The organism is Propioniciclava soli (genome assembly GCF_038502305.1).
Taxonomy (GTDB): Bacteria; Actinomycetota; Actinomycetes; order Propionibacteriales; family Propionibacteriaceae; genus Propioniciclava; species Propioniciclava soli.
Genome location: NZ_CP115965.1, coordinates 1 through 15,004 on the forward strand (window position 1 = coordinate 1; position 15,004 = coordinate 15,004).

Below are 15,004 nucleotides of genomic sequence, written 5' to 3' on the forward strand. Positions count from 1 at the left end.
TCAGCGACGGTAGGTCGCGGCCTGCTTGATGCGGTTGGTGATCTCGGTGACCTGGTTGTAGATGGTTCGCCGCTCGGCCATGAGCTGGCGGATCTTCTTGTTGGCGTGCATCACCGTGGTGTGGTCGCGGCCGCCGAAGAGGCGTCCGATGGCGGGCAGGCTCGAGTCGGTGAGCTCCCGGCACAGGTACATCGCGATCTGGCGTGCCGTGACCAGCACGTGCGTGCGGGCGGGGCCGCACAGCTCCTCCACCGTGACGTTGTAGTAGCTGGCCGTCTCGCTCATGATGAGCTGCGGGGTGATCTGGGTCTCGACGCCGGCGGGGATGAGATCCTTCAGCACCTCCTCGGCCAGGTGCAGGTCGACCGCCTGGTGGTTGAGGCTCGCGAACGCCGTCACGCGGATCAACGCGCCCTCGAGCTCGCGGATGTTGGTGGCGATCTTGCCGGCGATGAACTCCAGCACCTCGGGGGAGGCCATCAGGTGCTCGGCGATGGCCTTCTTGCGGAGGATCGCGATGCGCGTCTCGAGGTCGGGCGGCTGGATGTCGGTGAGCAGCCCCCATTCGAACCGGCTGCGCAGCCGGGGTTCCAGCGCCTCCAGGGCCTTCGGGGGCCGGTCGGACGTCAGCACGATCTGCTTCTGGGCGTTGTGGAGGGTGTTGAAGGTGTGGAAGAACTCCTCCTGTGTTTGGATCTTGCTCTCCAGGAACTGGATGTCGTCGATCAGCAGGACGTCGATCTCGCGGTAGTTGCGGCGGAACTCCGCCGTCCGGTTCTCCGAGATGGCGTTGATGAAGTCGTTCGTCAGCTCCTCGGTCGAGACGTACTTCACCCGCAGGTGCGGGGTGTACTGCCGCACGTAGTGACCGATGCCGTGGAGCAGGTGGGTCTTCCCGAGCCCCGACTCCCCGTAGATCATCAGCGGGTTGTACGACTTGCCGGGTGTCTCCGCCACTGCGACGGCCGCCGCGTGCGCGAAGCGGTTCGAGGAGCCGATCACGAAGTTGTCGAAGGTGTACTTCGGGTTCAGCCGATCCCCGTTCGCGCCATTCACCAGCGGCGCTCCGGCTCCGGACGCCGCGGCCGGGCCCCGGCCCCCGTTCACCGCGCCGGCGGACGGCGAACCACCGCTGGTGGGTTCCCGCAGCGGCAGCTCGGGGGCGAGGACGGTCGGGTCGTCCTCCAGGTTGGGCTCCAGGGAGGGGTCGACGCTCACAGCGAGGTGGATCGGGCGACCGTGGTGGGCGGAGAGCTGCTGCTCGATCGCGCCGCGACTCCGGGTCTCGATGCGCTCGCGGGCCGTCTCGTTGGGCACGGCGAGCAGGTAGCTCGACTCGTGGAGGGCCAGGGGGCGGGCGTTGGCGAGGCGGGCCCGGGTGGGGGTGTCGGCCTGGGCCAACACGGACTCCCACGCCGCTGTCAGGGCGTTCGAGGTGGCGTCCGCGGCCATCGGTCTCCCCTCGTCAGGTGGGCGTCCACAATGTTGTCCACACCATGTGGAAATGTCCAACGACCGCGAGCCGCAGCGCCCGCGGGGTGCGACGAGGGTGGCCGTTGGGCCGCTACGCTAGCCCGTGCCGGGGTCACCCGCAAATGCCTGGCGCACATTCGTTCCTCCCACCGGCGTGTCGGCTCGACGGCACCGGTGGACACCCTTCGGTTTGCCCGGGCTGGCCCGTGCCGCGTAGAGTTGGACAGTCGCCCGCACGGCGACGCCTGTGTCCGCGTGGGCACAGTTCGTCCGACGAAATCGAATGGTGGGAGCTCACGTGAGCAAGCGCACTTTCCAGCCGAGCAACCGGCGCCGCAGCCGCACCCACGGCTTCCGTCTCCGCATGCGGACCCGCGCGGGTCGCTCCATCCTGGCGGCTCGCCGCCGCAAGGGTCGCGAGCGCCTCGCCGGCTGACGGCGGCCCTCCGGTGCTGCCTGTCGCCGCGCGCCTCCGCACGGCCGACGACTTCCGGGTCGTCGCACGGCGGGGCGTGAGGGTGGCGCGGGAGACGCTCGTCGTCCATGCCCTCGCCAAGCCCGGCCCGCCGTCGCGGGCCGGTTTTGTCGTGTCCAAGGCGGTCGGCAATGCCGTGACCCGCAACCGCGTCAAGCGGCAGTTGCGTCACCTCGTGGCCGCCGAGCTGGGCGGCGGCGTCCGCCCCGTGGCTTCGTCGGTGGACGTCGTGGTGCGCGCCCTGCCGAGCGCCGCGTCCGGACGCCTGCGTGAGGACTTCGCGTCCGCGTGGGCCGGGGCGATGCGCAAGCTGGCCGCGGCATGAGACACGTCCTGGCGCTGGTGCTGCGGGCGTACCGCGCCGTGATCAGCCCGCTGTACGGCGACGTCTGCAAGTTCCACCCCACGTGCTCGGCCTACGCGCTGGACGCCGTGCTCACCCACGGCTCGATCCGTGGGACGTGGCTCACCGTGAAGCGCCTCGCGCGCTGCCATCCCTGGTCCCTGGGCGGCTACGACCCCGTGCCGACCGTGAACGCAAAGGTTCAACGTGTTTGAAGCCATCGGCGGGTTCTTCAACCTGCTCATGCAGCCCATCTACTGGGCGATCTCCGGCATCATCGTCGGGTTCCACAACCTCTACAGCATGGTGCTGGACGCGAACTCGGGTTGGACCTGGGTGCTGTCGATCGTCTCGCTGACGATCGTGATCCGGTCGCTGATGATCCCGTTGTTCGTGCGCCAGATCAACAGCTCGCGCAAGATGCAGCTCGTCGCCCCCAAGGCCCGCGCCCTGCAGGAGAAGTACGGCCAGGACCGGGAGCGCTATGGCCAGGAGGTCATGAAGCTCTACCAGGAGGAGGGCGTCAACCCCGCCGCGTCCTGCCTGCCGCTGCTGCTGCAGATGCCGATCTTCATCGGCCTGTTCTGGGTGCTGAACGACGCCGCCCGCGGCAGCGCGCGCGGCTACTGGTTCGAGCAGAACTCCCAGCTGGTGGACTCCCTGCAGCACTCCCGGATCTTCGGTGCCGAGATCTCCGGCACGTTCCTGCCCATGGCGGCCGGCTTCGGGCCGACGCAGTGGGTCGCGCTCTTCCTCATCATCACCATGACCGGCACGCTGTTCTGGACGCAGCTGCAGCTGATGCGCAAGAACATGCCGCCGGAGGCCCTCGAGGGCCCGCTGGCCCAGCAGCAGAAGATGATGCTGTACCTCTTCCCGGCCATCTACCTGTTCACCGGCGTGAGCTTCCCCATCGGCGTGATGATCTACTGGCTCGCCTCCAACCTGTGGACGCTCGGGCAGCAGTTCATCCTCATTCGCAACAACCCGACGCCCAACACCCCTGCCTTCGTCGACTGGCAGGATCGCATGCGGGCGAAGGGCAAGGACCCCGACGAGATCATCCGGCAGCGCACGGCCAAGATGCGCCGCGGCGCCCGGCCCACGCCGGCGGCGTCCGACCCCACGAAGGTGACCCGGCAGGGCACGTCGCGGCAGACGTCCGCCCCCGCCGGTGAGAGCGGTGGCGCGACCGCCGTGGACGCCACCCAGCCGCAGGTTGTCCGCCGCCAGCAGCCCACACGACAGACCCGGGCCACGCGCAAGCAGGCACGCCCCCGCCCGTCCGGCGGATCGAAGGAGTGAGAAGGACATGACTGCAGACCAGCAGGAGAACGAGACGATCGACGCCCCCGAGGTGGCCCCCACCACGGACGAGCCGGCTGCGCCCGAGGTGGCGGAGGTGGCCGAGGTGTCCGACGAGGTCGTCGAAGCCCCAGTGGACGCCGAGGACGACGCCGCCGAGGAGTCGGACGACGATGACGATGACGAGAACGACGCCGAGCCCGGTGACGGCGAGACCGAGCCCGATGACGGCGATGCCGGGGGTGATTCCGGTGAGGAGCGGCCCCGGCGCAGCAAGCGCGAGGAGTCGCTGACCAACGAGGGCGAGATCGCTGCGGACTACCTCGAGGAGCTGCTCGACATCGCCGACCTCGACGGCGACATCGACACCTACAACGAGGGCGGCCGGGCGCACGTCTCGATCCTGACCGACTCCGACGTGCTCGTCGGCAAGAAGGGTGAGGTGCTGGACGCGCTGCAGGAGCTCGCCCGGCTGGCCGTCATGACCGAGACCGGGCACCGCAGCCGGCTGATGCTCGACATCGCGGGGCACCGCGACAAGCAGCGGGCCTCGCTGCAGGACATGGCGGCCGACGCCATCGCCGAGGTGAAGTCGACCGGCGAGTCGGTGCGGCTCACCCCGATGAACCCGTACCAGCGCAAGATCGTGCACGACGCGATCGCGGCGGCCGGTCTGGTCAGCGAGTCCGAGGGCGAGGAGCCCCACCGCCGCGTGGTGGTTCTGCCGAAGGGCTGACCCGTGGAGCAGCATCCGGGCGCCGAACAGCTGTTCGGCACCCGTGCCGACCTCGCCGTCCGGTACGCCGACATCCTGGCGACACGGGGCGTCGAGTGGGGCCTGATCGGCCCGCGCGAGATGGACCGGATCTGGGACCGCCACGTGGTGAACAGCCTGGCGGTCGCCGCGGCGATCCCCGGTGGTGGTGCGTCGGCGGGGTCGGCCTCCGTGGTGGATGTGGGCTCCGGTGCCGGCCTGCCGGGCATTCCCCTGGCGCTGGCCCGCCCCGAACTGCGCGTCACCCTGCTGCGGCGAGCGAACTTCCTGTCCGAGGTGGTCGGCGAGCTCGGCCTGGACGACCGGGTGGCCGTCGTCCGCGGCCGGGCCGAGGAGCACCAGGACACCTACGACGTCGTCACCTGCCGCGCCGTGGCCCGGTTGCCGAAGCTGCTCGGCTGGTGTGCCCCCCTGATCGGACGCCGCGGGCGCCTGGTGGCGCTGAAGGGCGCGTCGGCGTCCGAGGAGATCGCGGACGCGGGGCGCGAGCTGAAGCGCTTCCGACTCACGGCGCAGGTCGAGACCGTCGTCGTGGTCGAGGGCGCCGAACCCACCCACCTGGTGGTCTGCACGCGTTGACGGCGCCCCCCGGGCGGCGCGAAGGCGTCCGGGCATGACAAGCTGTCGGGGTGGCAGCGGGAGGTGGACTGGGACGCGCGAGCGCGCTGATGGCGTCCGGGTCGATGGTCTCCCGGGTGCTCGGGATCGTGCGCAACGCCTTGCTGGTCGCCTGCGTCGGGTCGATGGGCGGCACGTCGGACGCCTTCCAGACCGCCAACACGCTCCCCAACACCATCTTCATCCTGCTCTCCGGCGGGGTGCTGAGCGCCGTCCTCATCCCCGAGATCACTCGGGCCATGGCCCGCGAGGACGGCGGCCAGGACATCATCGACCGGCTCCTCACCGCCGCGTTCGGCCTCGTCACGATCGTTGCCGTGGCGGCCACGCTGCTCGCCGCGCCGCTCATCACGCTGTTCCAGCTGCAGGGCCCCGCCCGCGACCTCGGCATCTTCTTCGCCTACCTCTGCCTGCCGCAGATCTTCTTCTACGGGGTCTCGGCGATCCTCGGGCAGGTGCTGAACGCCCACGATCGCTTCGCGGCGGTGATGTGGACGCCGGTGCTCGCGAACGTCGTCCAGATCGCCGGGATGGGGATCTTCCTCAGCCAGTACCTCGGCGCCCAGCCCCCCGAGCGGTGGACGTCGCCGATGATCTGGCTGCTCGCCGGCACGGCGACCCTGGGCGTGGCGGTGCAGGCGGTGGCGCTGATCCCGGCACTGCGGGGGACGGGGTTCCGCTTCACCCCGCGCTGGGGCTGGCGCGGCTACGGGTTCCGGCGGGCGTTCCGGGTCGCGGTCTGGACGATCAGCGCGCTGCTCATCGGCCAGGCCGGCGGCGTGGTCGTGACCATGGTGGCGAATGCGGTCGCGTCCGCGGCCCGCGAGGCCGGGGTCGTCGTGGCCGGCTACATGGTGTACACGCTGGCGTTCCAGATCTTCATGGTGCCGCACGGCATCATCACCACCTCGATCCTCACCGCCCTCTACCCGCGCATGGCCCGCTCTGCCCACGCCGGGGACGTGGCCGGCCTCCGCTCCGACGTGACCCGGGCCCTCACCGTGCCCGCGCTCATCATGGTGCCGATCAGCGCCGCCGCCGTCGCGCTGGCCGCCCCCGGTGTCAAGGTGCTGACGCCCTCGCTCGAGCCGCCCGGCGTGACCAGCCTCGCGTGGGCGTTCTCGCTCATGGCGGTGGGACTGTTCCCCTACGGCGTCGTCGCGCTGCAGCAGCGGTACGCCCTGGCCCGCGGCGACGGCCGGATGAACGTGCGCTTCCAACTGGTGGTCACCGGCGTCCAGCTGCTGTCCTGCGGAGCGGCCCTGCTCGTGCCGCCGGCCTGGGCGGTTGCGGTGATCTGCGCCGGCCAGACCCTCGGCAACGGCCTCGCCGCGCTCGCGTTCGTGGCGGTGGCGCAACGCCAGGTCGGCGGCCTGCCGCTGCGGCGTCTGGGCGTCCTGCTGTTGCGGCTGGTCGTGGTGTCGGTGCCCGCCGCGCTGCTGGCCTGGGGGGCGGTGGCCTGGGTGACCGGTGCTCTCCCCTTCGCGTGGACGACCTCCCTGCTCGCCCTCACCGCCGGCACGGCCGCGTTCCTGGTGGCGTTCGCCCTCGGCACCCGGCTGATCCGCATCCCCGAGCTGGACGCCACCCTCCCCCGCCGCTTCCGCCCCGCCGGGGTCGCCGGGACCGCCGACACGCACACTCCGGGCTCAAACTCCGGTACCGGAGACGGAGTTTGAGCACGTTTCCGGAGTGTGAACCTCGGGCGTGGCCCCTCACCCATGTCCGACCCCTTCCCGAGTGAAACCTCGCACCCCCCGCCGGCCCGACCGTGGAGCCGATCCAGCGACTACGGTGGTCTCGCGCAGGCCCGACCGGGGCACGTGACGCCCACCCCATCCGGCCCGTGCCCAACCAGCGACGTGAAGGGATCCACCGTGTTCGCGATGTCCGACGGAAAGCCCGCCCCCGCCCACCCCGATGCGGTGATCAGCGGAGACACCTGGCGCTTCACGGTGCTCTCCGAACGGCTCATCCGCCTGGAGTGGGACGCCGAGGGCCGTTTCGTCGACGAGCGCACGCAGCTGGTGCTCAACCGGGAGTTCGAGGTGCCGGAGTTCACCGTCACCGAAGTCGGCGACGGCGACGGCGTGGAGATCACCACGAGCCACCTGCGCCTGCGCTACTCCGGGGGGCCGTTCTCCGGGTCGTCGCTCTCGGTGACGCTCGTCCGCGGCGGCACCGACCCGCACTACACCACGTGGCGCTTCGGCGATTCCTACCCCCAGCACCTGCCCCTGCGCGGCAACCTGTTCGGCACAGCCCGCACGCTCGACGAGGTGGACGGCGCCTGCCCGCTCGAGCCGGGCATCCTCGCCACCTACGGTTTCGCCACGCTCGACGATTCCACCTCGGTGATCCTCACCCCGGACGGCTGGGTGGCGCCCCGGCCGAGCCTGGGGGCGTCCGAACCCGCCCGCGACCTCTACCTCTTCGGCCACGGCCGCGACTACGCCGCCGCCCTCGCCGACTACCACCACCTGACCGGCCCGACGCCGCTCGTCCCCCGCTTCGTGCTCGGCAACTGGTGGTCGCGCTACTGGGCCTACTCCGACACCGAGTACCTCGCCCTCATGGACACCTTCGCCGAGCACCGCCTGCCCTTCTCGGTCGCGGTCATCGACATGGACTGGCACCTCGTCGACATCGACCCCGAGATCGGAACGGGGTGGACCGGCTACACCTGGAACCCCGACCTCTTCCCCCATCCCGAGCGTTTCCTCGGTGAGCTCCACCGCCGCGGCCTCGCAGCCACGCTCAACGTCCACCCCGCCGACGGCGTCCGCCGCCACGAGGAGCGGTACCCGGAGATGGCACGCGCCCTCGGCATGGACCCTGCCGATGGCGTCCGTGTTGAATTCGACGTCACCGACCGCGCCTTCGTGGACGCCTACCTCACCCACCTCCATCACCCCCGGGAGGCCGAGGGCGTCGACTTCTGGTGGCTCGACTGGCAGTCCGGCGGCACCACGCGCATCCCCGGTTTGGACCCGCTGTGGATGCTCAACCACATTCACTACACGGACGCCGCGCGCGCGGGCCGGCGTCCGCTCACGTTCTCCCGCTACGCGGGGCCGGGCAGCCACCGTTACCCCGTGGGGTTCTCCGGCGACACGATCACCACGTGGGAGTCCCTCGACTTCCAGCCCTACTTCACCGCCACGGCCGCCAACATCGGCTACCCGTGGTGGAGCCACGACATTGGCGGCCACATGTTCGGCGACCGCGACGTCGAGATGGCCGTCCGGTGGTTCCAGCTCGGCGCGTTCTCGCCGATCAACCGGCTCCATTCGGCGAACAGCCCGTTCGCCACCAAGGAGCCGTGGTCCTACGGCCCGCAGGCGGCCGCCGTCATGGGCGCGTTCCTGCGGCTGCGGCACAAGATGGTGCCCTTCTGGTACACCGCCGCCTGGGCCGCCCACACCGACCACACCGCCCTCGTCCGGCCGGTGTACCACGAGCACCCGATGGTCCGCGACGCCTACCTCGTGCCCAACCAGGCCCTCATCGGCGAGCATCTGCTGCTGGCCCCGATCACTGCCCCCGGCGACGCGCGCACGCACGTCGCGTCCGTCGCCGCGTGGCTGCCGCCCGGCGCGTGGGTCGACCTGTTCACCGGGCTGCGCTACGACGGCGGACGCCGCCTCGTCCTCCACCGCCCCCTCGGCCAGTACCCGGTGTTCGCCCGGGCCGGTGCCGTCCTCCCCCTGCAGGCGGACGCGCTGGCCGACATCGCCGCCAATCCCGACGCCCTCGAGCTGCGCGTGATTCCCGGCGACGGGCGCTCCACCCTTGCTGAGGACGACGTGCCCGGCGTCCCCACCCTGGCCGATCGCCGCCAGACCGTCTTCACCCAGCGCCTCGTGGTGGACGCCGACGACGAGGCCGAGCTCGTGCTCACCGCCGATCCGCCCACCGGACCCGCGTACGGTGCGCCCCGCTCCGTCGTGGTCGACGTGGCCGGTGTCGCGTCGGTGGCGGCGGCCGAGCTCCGGGTGGGCGGCAGTGTGGTCGAGCTGACCCGCGCAGCGCAGGGAAGCCCGCATGGTGATGAATTGTTGGCACCGGCGCTGCGGTGCGAGCTGGGCCACGTGGACCTCGACGCCGGCTTCGAGCTCACCCTGCGTGGCGCGCGCCCGATCGCGCGCGACACCACCGCGGACGCCCACGCGCTGCTCGCCGCCGCGGAGATCGCGTTCGTCGCCAAGGAACAGGCCTGGCAGGCGGTGAAGCACCACGCCGGCCTCGCCCTGGCCGAGGAGCTGGCGACCATCGACCTGCCCGACGACCTCCGCGGTGCGCTGGTCGAGATCGCCTCGGGCGGCGCGGTCTGGTGAGGCCGGCGCAGCCCCAGCGATGGGCCGGTGGTGGCGTCCCCTCACCAGGCGAGGGCGACGGCGAGCAGCACGAGGGCCTGGGTAATCTCGATCAGGGAGCCGAAGGTGTCCCCGGTCAGGCCGCCGAGCCGCCGGAGCAGGTGACGGATCCAGCCGGCCGCCACCAGCCAGGCCAGCAGACTGCCCACGCCGAGCACCACCAGTCCCCGGACGCCCCCCGCCAGCCAACCCGCGCCCCCGGCGACGGCCAGCGCCGCCGCGGCCGTCACCAGGAATGTGACCGGCGCCGTCACCTGCGCGAACAGCTGCCCGAACCCGCCGTCGCGGGCCGGGGCGAACCACCGCGTCGTGCCCAGCAGCGCCGACACCCGGCCCACCAGCGGCGCGGCCACGAGGGCCGCGACCACGCCCGCGGCGTCCAACCGCGGTGACGCCAGCGCCGCGACGTCCAGCAGCAACACGAACACGAGTGTCGCCACACCCATCGGCCCGATGTCGGACTGCCGCATGATGACGAGCGCGTCGGTGGCCGGCTTGCGCGAGCCGAGGGCGTCCGCCGTGTCGGCGACGCCGTCGAGGTGGAGGGCGCCGGTGAGGCCGGCCAGCGCGGCGACCCCCACGGCGGCGGCGAGCAGCGTGCCCGCCCCGGCGGCGAGCACCACCCAGGCCGCGGCACCCGCCAGCGCGCCCAGCAGCAGCCCGACCCACGGCAGCGCCGCGATGGCCCGCCGCGGCGTGTGGGGGCCGACGGTCACGGGCGGCACCGGGAGCCACGTGAAGAAGCTGACGCCGGCGTGCACTCCCTCCGCCACCGCCGCGAAGAGCCCGCGGCTCACGGCTTCAACCTCGTCGGCAGGCCGGCCACCAGCCACCACACCTCGTCGGTCACGGCCGCCACGCGGGCGTTGACGATGCCCATCTGGTCGCGGAACAGGCGGCCGGACGCCGTGGCCGGCACCACGCCCTGGCCCACCTCGTTCGTCACGAGCACCACGTCGCGCCCCGTGCGCTCCAGCGCGGCCACCAGCTCATCGACCCGGTCACCCAGGCAGCGCAGTCCCTCGGCGGCGTCGGCCTCCCAGCAGCCGCACGCGTCCATCACGCGGGTGAGCCACACGGTCAGGCAGTCGATCAGGATGACGGCGCCGGGCTCGGCCGACCCGCCCCCCGGGCCCTCCCCCAGCACGGCCGCCAGGTCGACGGTCTCCACCGTGCGCCACGAGGCCGGCCGCCGCGCGACGTGCGCCGCGATGCGCTCGGCCCACTCCGGGTCATCGACGCGCGGCTCGGAGGTCGCGACGTAGTCGACGGACGCGGCGTCCGCCACGAGCTGTTCGGCGAACCGGGATTTGCCCGACCGCGCCCCGCCGATCACCAGCCGCCGCACGTCAGGCCCCAGGCGCGATGCCGGCGGACGCGAACGTCGCCATCTCGGCCATGAGCGTCGCCGACGCCGCCACCACCGGCAGCGCCGTCACCGCCCCGGAGCCCTCCCCGAGCCGCAACCCCAAACGCAGCACCGGCCGCAACCCCAACGCGGCGAGCGCGGCGGCGCACCCCGGCTCGGCCCCCTCGTGACCGGCGATCCAGAAGTCGGACGCCGCCGGCGCCAGCGCCGCGGCCACCAGCGCGGCCGACAAGACGTTCACGCCGTCGAGCACCACCGGCACCCGCGCCGCCGCCGCCCCCAGCAGCACCCCGACGATGGCCGCGTGCTCCAACCCACCCACGGCCGCCAGCGCCGCGAGCGGATCGGCGGCAGTGGCGCCGTTGACGTCGATCGCCCGCGCCACGAGCGCCTTCTTGCGCGCCAGCCGCTCCCCGGCTGCGCCGGCGCCGGCGCCGGTGCTCTCCGCGGGCGGCAAGCCCGTGAACACCGACACCAACGCCGCGGCCGCCGTCGTGTTGCCGATGCCGACCTCGCCGGGCACCAGGCAGCGGTGGCCGCGGGCCACGGCGTCGGCGGCGACGGTGAGCCCCACCTCGATCGCGGCCGTGCACTGCGCGGGCGTCAGGGCGGGCCCGACCGTCATGTCGGCGGTGCCCGCCGCGATGCGCCGGTCGTGGACGCCGGCGTCCTCGGGCAGGGCCGTGACCATGCCGACGTCGTACACCGCCACGTCCGCCCCCGCGTGCCGGGCCAGGACCGAGACAGCGGCTCCCCCGCCCGCGACCCCGGCCGCCATCTGCGCGGTGACCTCCTGCGGCCAGGGTGAGGGGCCGTGGGTCTGGACGCCGTGGTCGCCGGCGAAGACCGTCACCAGCGCGGGGGCGGGCACCGGCGGCGGGCACGTGCCGGCGATGGCGGCCAGCCTGCACCCCAGCGTCTCGAGCTCGCCGAGCGAACCCGGCGGTTTCAGCATGGCCAGCTGGTGGGCCTCGGCTGCGGCGCGCGCGTCGGCGTCCGCGCCGGTGATGGCGGCCAGCGTGCGGCCGAGCGGGCTGTCGGGATGGGTCATGGGCTTCTCTCCGGTGGGTGTCGTTACGGTGAGGGGGTGAGGTGGATCCTGGTGCGGCACGGGCAGTCGACGTGGAACGTCGAGGGTCGGGTGCAGGGCCAAGCGCCCGGCGTCGGCCTGACCGAGCTGGGCCGGCAGCAGGCGGCGGACGCCGGCGCCGCGGTCGCGGCGGTGCTGGGCCCCGAGGTGGACGGAGCGGTCGTGCGCGTCCTCACCTCCGACCTCGAGCGGGCCGCCGCGACGGCCGCGGTGGTGGCGGACGCGGTCGGCGCGCCGGTGGCGGCCGACCCGGACCTCCGCGAGCAGGACGCCGGCACCCTGACCGGACGCCTCACGCGCGAGCTCACCGCCCTGCCGACGCCTCCCGACAGCCACGTGCACGCGGTGCGGTGGGGCGGCGGGGAGTCGATCGCGGACGTCTGGGAGCGCGTCGCCCGGTTCGTGGGCCGGACGCCACCGTCCGCGGCGGTGGTCGTCGTCTCCCACGGCGCGACCTTGCAGGTGCTGCGCGCGGTGCTGGGGGGACGGTCCGGTGCCGAGGTGAGCTGGCGTGACGTGACCTGGCACGATGCGCTACCCACGGGCGGAGTCCTGGTGGTGGACGTGCCCGAAACCTGAGGACGACGCCTCGACCGCCTCCCGACGGAGGGCCCCGAGCACCCGGGCGAACTGCTGCGAGGTGGCGGCGTCGCGCACCGCGACGCGGATCCACTCCGGGCCGAGCCCCGGGAACGTCTCCCCACGCCGCACCGCGAACCCCCGATCGGCGAGCCGCTCCCGCACGCGCGGCCCGGCGGCGGTGGCGTCCAGCAGCACGAACGGGGCCCCGGGTGTCATCGCGTGGGGCACCGGGAATCCCGCCCCGGCCAGGGCGGACAGCAGGGCGGCGCGGTCGGCGTCCGTCCGGGTGGCGATGGCGGACGCCTCGGCCCTGGCCCGCGGCGTGGCGGACGCGCTCAGGGCGCGCAGCCCCGGAGTCGACACCTCCCACGGCACCTGCTGCGCGGCGAGGAGCGCGATGAGATCGGGGTCGCCCACGACGTAGCCGGCCCGCACACCGGCCAGGCCCCACATCTTCGTGACCGAGCGCACCACCAGCAGGCCGGTGAGGTCCGGCGTCCCGCCACCCACCTCGCGCGGGCCCAGCAGGGAGGCGGACTCGTGGGCGAAGTCCATGAACGCCTCGTCGACGACCAGCACGCGCCCGGGGCGGCGCAGCGCGCGGACCCGTTCGGCCGGGTGCAGCACGCCCGTCGGGTTGGTCGGGTTGCCCAGCACCACCAGGTCGGCATCGGCCGGCACGAGGGCCGCGTCCAGCGTGAACGGCGGCGGCAGCAGGACGCGGCGCACCTGGGCCCCGGCGCGCAGCAGGGCGGCCTCGGGTTCGGTGAACTGGGGGTGCACGACGGTCGGTCTGCGCGCGCGCACACCGCGGGCCACCAGCGTGAACGCGGCCGCCGCGCCCGGGGTGGGCAGCACGCACGCGGCCGGGACGCCGTGCCGGGCGGCCAGGGCTGCCTTGGCCGCGGTGGGGTCGGGGTAGGCCACCCAGTCGGGGGGCGTCCCCAGCGCCGCCGCCAGCCAGGGCGGCGGGCCGGGGCGGAGGTTCACGGCCAGATCCACCAACCCGGGCGAGGCATCGGCGTCGCCGTGGTGGTCGAGATCGAACGAGGGCGCTGTGCTCACGACGCCCTCCCCGCCAGCGCGAGCAGCGCGTCGAGGTCCACGTGGGTCGCCACCGCGTCTGCCAGGCGCTCGATCATGGCCTCGCGCAGGGCCGCATGACCGGGGGCGTCGGCATCGGGCGTCCAGGCCGACCCACTCAGCGCCGCGACCTCCGCCAGGAACGCCACGCGGAACGCGTCGTCCTCCAGCGCCCCGTGCACCAGGGTGCCGAAGGTGGCGCCGACGCGCACCCCGTCGAGAAAGGGCTCGTCCACCTCGCCGATCAGAGCGCAGTGCCCGTGGTGAATTTCATAACCGGCGACGTCACGCCCGCGCCACGGCCACGACGTCCGTGCCGTCACCTTCGCGCCGAAGGTCACCGCCACGGGCAGGATCCCCAGGCCCGGCACCTCACCCACGCCGGACTCGAGCCCGTCGTCGATCGTGGCGGCGAGCATCTCGTACCCGCCGCACACCCCGAGGGTCGGACGTCGGGCCGCGTGCCGCTCCCCCACCACCGCGTCGATCCCCCGGGCGCGCAGCCACGCCAGGTCGGCCACCGTGGCGCGCGTGCCGGGCAGCACGAGCAGGTCGGCGGCCGCGCAGACGGCGGGATCCGCCGTCACGACCACTCGCACGCCGGGAGTGTGGGCGAGCGCGTCCACATCGGTGGCGTTGCTGATCCGCGGGAACCGGACGACGGCCACCACGAGATCGGCCCCGTCAGCGCTCGGTCGCCAAGGACCCACGGTCAGGGCGTCCTCGGAGTCGAGCCACACGTCGTCCAGCCAGGGCAGGACGCCGAGGCACGGCAGACCGGTGCGACGGCTGATCTCGTCCAACCCCGGGGCGAGCACCGACGGGTCGCCGCGGAACTTGTTGATGACATAAGCCGCGAGCAGCGCCCGGTCGTCGTCGTCTACGAGCGCCCACGTGCCGTACAGCGAGGCCAAGACGCCGCCGCGGTCGATGTCGCCCACCAGCACGACCGGGAGGTCGAACCGGCGTGCCAGGCCGAGGTTCACATAGTCGCGGGCCCGCAGATTGATCTCGGCGGGCGATCCCGCGCCCTCCACCACCACCAGGTCGTGTGCGGCGGCCAACCGCTCGTACGCGGCGAAGGCGGCCTCCGCGAGGTGGGCGCGTCCGGTGGCGTACTCCCCCGCCTCGAGCGTGCCGGCGGGGCGTCCGTCGAGCACGACGAACGCCCGCCGGTCCGACCCGGGCTTGAGCAGCACCGGGTTGTGGCTGGCCGAGGGCTCCACCCGCGCCGCTTGCGCCTGGAGGTACTGGGCGCGGCCGATCTCGGCGCCGTCCGCGCACACGGCGGCGTTGTTCGACATGTTCTGCGCCTTGAACGGAGCCACGTCGATCCCCCGACGCACGAACGCGCGGCACAACCCCGTGACCACGAGCGACTTGCCGGCGTCCGAGGAGGTGCCGGCGATGAGTAGGCCGCTCATCGCGGACGGGGCGCGGTCGGGTGCACAGACATGGATCCTCACTGTCGAGATGGCGCGTCTCGAATCGTCGGGACCGACGCCCGTGAGTTCC

General features: G+C 73.0%; 15 protein-coding genes. 9 read left to right on the forward strand and 6 right to left on the reverse strand.

Translation table 11 applies throughout. The features are described 5' to 3' along the window. Entirely contained in the window at positions 1 to 1,452 is a 1,452-nt protein-coding gene (gene dnaA / locus PCC79_RS00005; RefSeq protein ID WP_232549231.1) for a chromosomal replication initiator protein DnaA, read from the reverse strand. A gap of 319 nt (positions 1,453 to 1,771) precedes the next feature. Between dnaA and rpmH the strand changes: the two genes are divergently transcribed. From rpmH to PCC79_RS00045, 8 genes are all read left to right on the forward strand, one after another. Beyond that, positions 1,772 to 1,909 carry a 50S ribosomal protein L34 gene (rpmH, locus tag PCC79_RS00010; protein WP_232549232.1) on the forward strand — a complete coding sequence of 46 codons (138 nt, stop codon included), beginning with the start codon at positions 1,772 to 1,774 and terminating at the stop codon, positions 1,907 to 1,909. Between the two features lie 13 nt (positions 1,910 to 1,922). After that, positions 1,923 to 2,273 (forward strand): ribonuclease P protein component, encoded by a 351-nt coding sequence (gene rnpA / locus PCC79_RS00015; protein WP_232549233.1) that lies wholly within the window; start codon positions 1,923 to 1,925, stop codon positions 2,271 to 2,273. Next, positions 2,270 to 2,506 carry a membrane protein insertion efficiency factor YidD gene (gene yidD / locus PCC79_RS00020; protein ID WP_232549234.1) on the forward strand — a complete coding sequence of 79 codons (237 nt, stop codon included), beginning with the start codon at positions 2,270 to 2,272 and terminating at the stop codon, positions 2,504 to 2,506. The genes rnpA and yidD overlap by 4 nt, the downstream gene beginning before the upstream one ends. After that, the gene (gene yidC / locus PCC79_RS00025) at positions 2,499 to 3,596 is read left to right on the forward strand and encodes a membrane protein insertase YidC (protein WP_342372624.1); all 1,098 of its coding nucleotides are present in this window, start codon (positions 2,499 to 2,501) and stop codon (positions 3,594 to 3,596) included. The genes yidD and yidC overlap by 8 nt, the downstream gene beginning before the upstream one ends. Before the next feature lie 97 nt (positions 3,597 to 3,693). Further along, positions 3,694 to 4,332, forward strand: a complete 639-nt coding sequence (locus PCC79_RS00030; protein WP_342373645.1) for a protein jag — start codon at positions 3,694 to 3,696, stop codon at positions 4,330 to 4,332. 3 nt (positions 4,333 to 4,335) lie between these two features. After that, on the forward strand, positions 4,336 to 4,950 hold the full coding sequence (rsmG, locus tag PCC79_RS00035; protein ID WP_342372625.1) for a 16S rRNA (guanine(527)-N(7))-methyltransferase RsmG: 615 nt from the start codon (positions 4,336 to 4,338) through the stop codon (positions 4,948 to 4,950). A 50-nt stretch (positions 4,951 to 5,000) separates the two neighbouring features. Further along, complete coding sequence (gene murJ, locus PCC79_RS00040) at positions 5,001 to 6,668, forward strand: murein biosynthesis integral membrane protein MurJ (RefSeq protein WP_342372626.1); 1,668 nt, start codon at positions 5,001 to 5,003, stop codon at positions 6,666 to 6,668. Positions 6,669 to 6,851: 183 nt separating this feature from the next. After that, a complete protein-coding gene (locus PCC79_RS00045; RefSeq protein WP_342372627.1) occupies positions 6,852 to 9,326 on the forward strand; it encodes a TIM-barrel domain-containing protein in 2,475 nt (824 codons plus the stop codon). Between the two features lie 41 nt (positions 9,327 to 9,367). Here the strand turns inward: PCC79_RS00045 and cobS are convergent, their stop codons facing one another. Genes cobS through cobT form a run of 3 tightly spaced genes read right to left on the reverse strand, consistent with a single transcriptional unit; the run spans position 9,368 to position 11,785 of the window. Continuing rightward, positions 9,368 to 10,162 carry an adenosylcobinamide-GDP ribazoletransferase gene (cobS, locus tag PCC79_RS00050; protein WP_342372628.1) on the reverse strand — a complete coding sequence of 265 codons (795 nt, stop codon included), beginning with the start codon at positions 10,160 to 10,162 and terminating at the stop codon, positions 9,368 to 9,370. Further along, positions 10,159 to 10,713: a bifunctional adenosylcobinamide kinase/adenosylcobinamide-phosphate guanylyltransferase gene (cobU, locus tag PCC79_RS00055; RefSeq protein ID WP_342372629.1), complete on the reverse strand. Its 555-nt coding sequence runs from the start codon at positions 10,711 to 10,713 to the stop codon at positions 10,159 to 10,161. The genes cobS and cobU overlap by 4 nt, the downstream gene beginning before the upstream one ends. Before the next feature lies 1 nt (position 10,714). After that, positions 10,715 to 11,785, reverse strand: a complete 1,071-nt coding sequence (gene cobT / locus PCC79_RS00060; protein WP_232549240.1) for a nicotinate-nucleotide--dimethylbenzimidazole phosphoribosyltransferase — start codon at positions 11,783 to 11,785, stop codon at positions 10,715 to 10,717. Between the two features lie 36 nt (positions 11,786 to 11,821). Here cobT and PCC79_RS00065 point away from each other — a divergent pair, with 36 nt between their 5' ends. Next, positions 11,822 to 12,403, forward strand: a complete 582-nt coding sequence (locus tag PCC79_RS00065; RefSeq protein WP_342372630.1) for a histidine phosphatase family protein — start codon at positions 11,822 to 11,824, stop codon at positions 12,401 to 12,403. Here the strand turns inward: PCC79_RS00065 and cobC are convergent. Then, positions 12,359 to 13,471 (reverse strand): Rv2231c family pyridoxal phosphate-dependent protein CobC, encoded by a 1,113-nt coding sequence (gene cobC, locus PCC79_RS00070; protein ID WP_342372631.1) that lies wholly within the window; start codon positions 13,469 to 13,471, stop codon positions 12,359 to 12,361. The two genes, PCC79_RS00065 and cobC, sit on opposite strands and share 45 nt — an antisense overlap. Continuing rightward, on the reverse strand, positions 13,468 to 14,913 hold the full coding sequence (locus tag PCC79_RS00075) for a cobyric acid synthase (RefSeq protein ID WP_342372632.1): 1,446 nt from the start codon (positions 14,911 to 14,913) through the stop codon (positions 13,468 to 13,470). The genes cobC and PCC79_RS00075 overlap by 4 nt, the downstream gene beginning before the upstream one ends. Positions 14,914 to 15,004: the final 91 nt, after the last annotated feature.

Coding starts and splice junctions, on each gene's coding strand:
- dnaA (WP_232549231.1), bottom strand. CDS start 1,452: ATGGCCGCGGACGCCACCTCGAACGCCCTGACAGCGGCGTGGGAGTCC.
- yidD (WP_232549234.1), top strand. CDS start 2,270: ATGAGACACGTCCTGGCGCTGGTGCTGCGGGCGTACCGCGCCGTGATC.
- cobT (WP_232549240.1), bottom strand. CDS start 11,785: ATGACCCATCCCGACAGCCCGCTCGGCCGCACGCTGGCCGCCATCACC.
- PCC79_RS00075 (WP_342372632.1), bottom strand. CDS start 14,913: ATGAGCGGCCTACTCATCGCCGGCACCTCCTCGGACGCCGGCAAGTCG.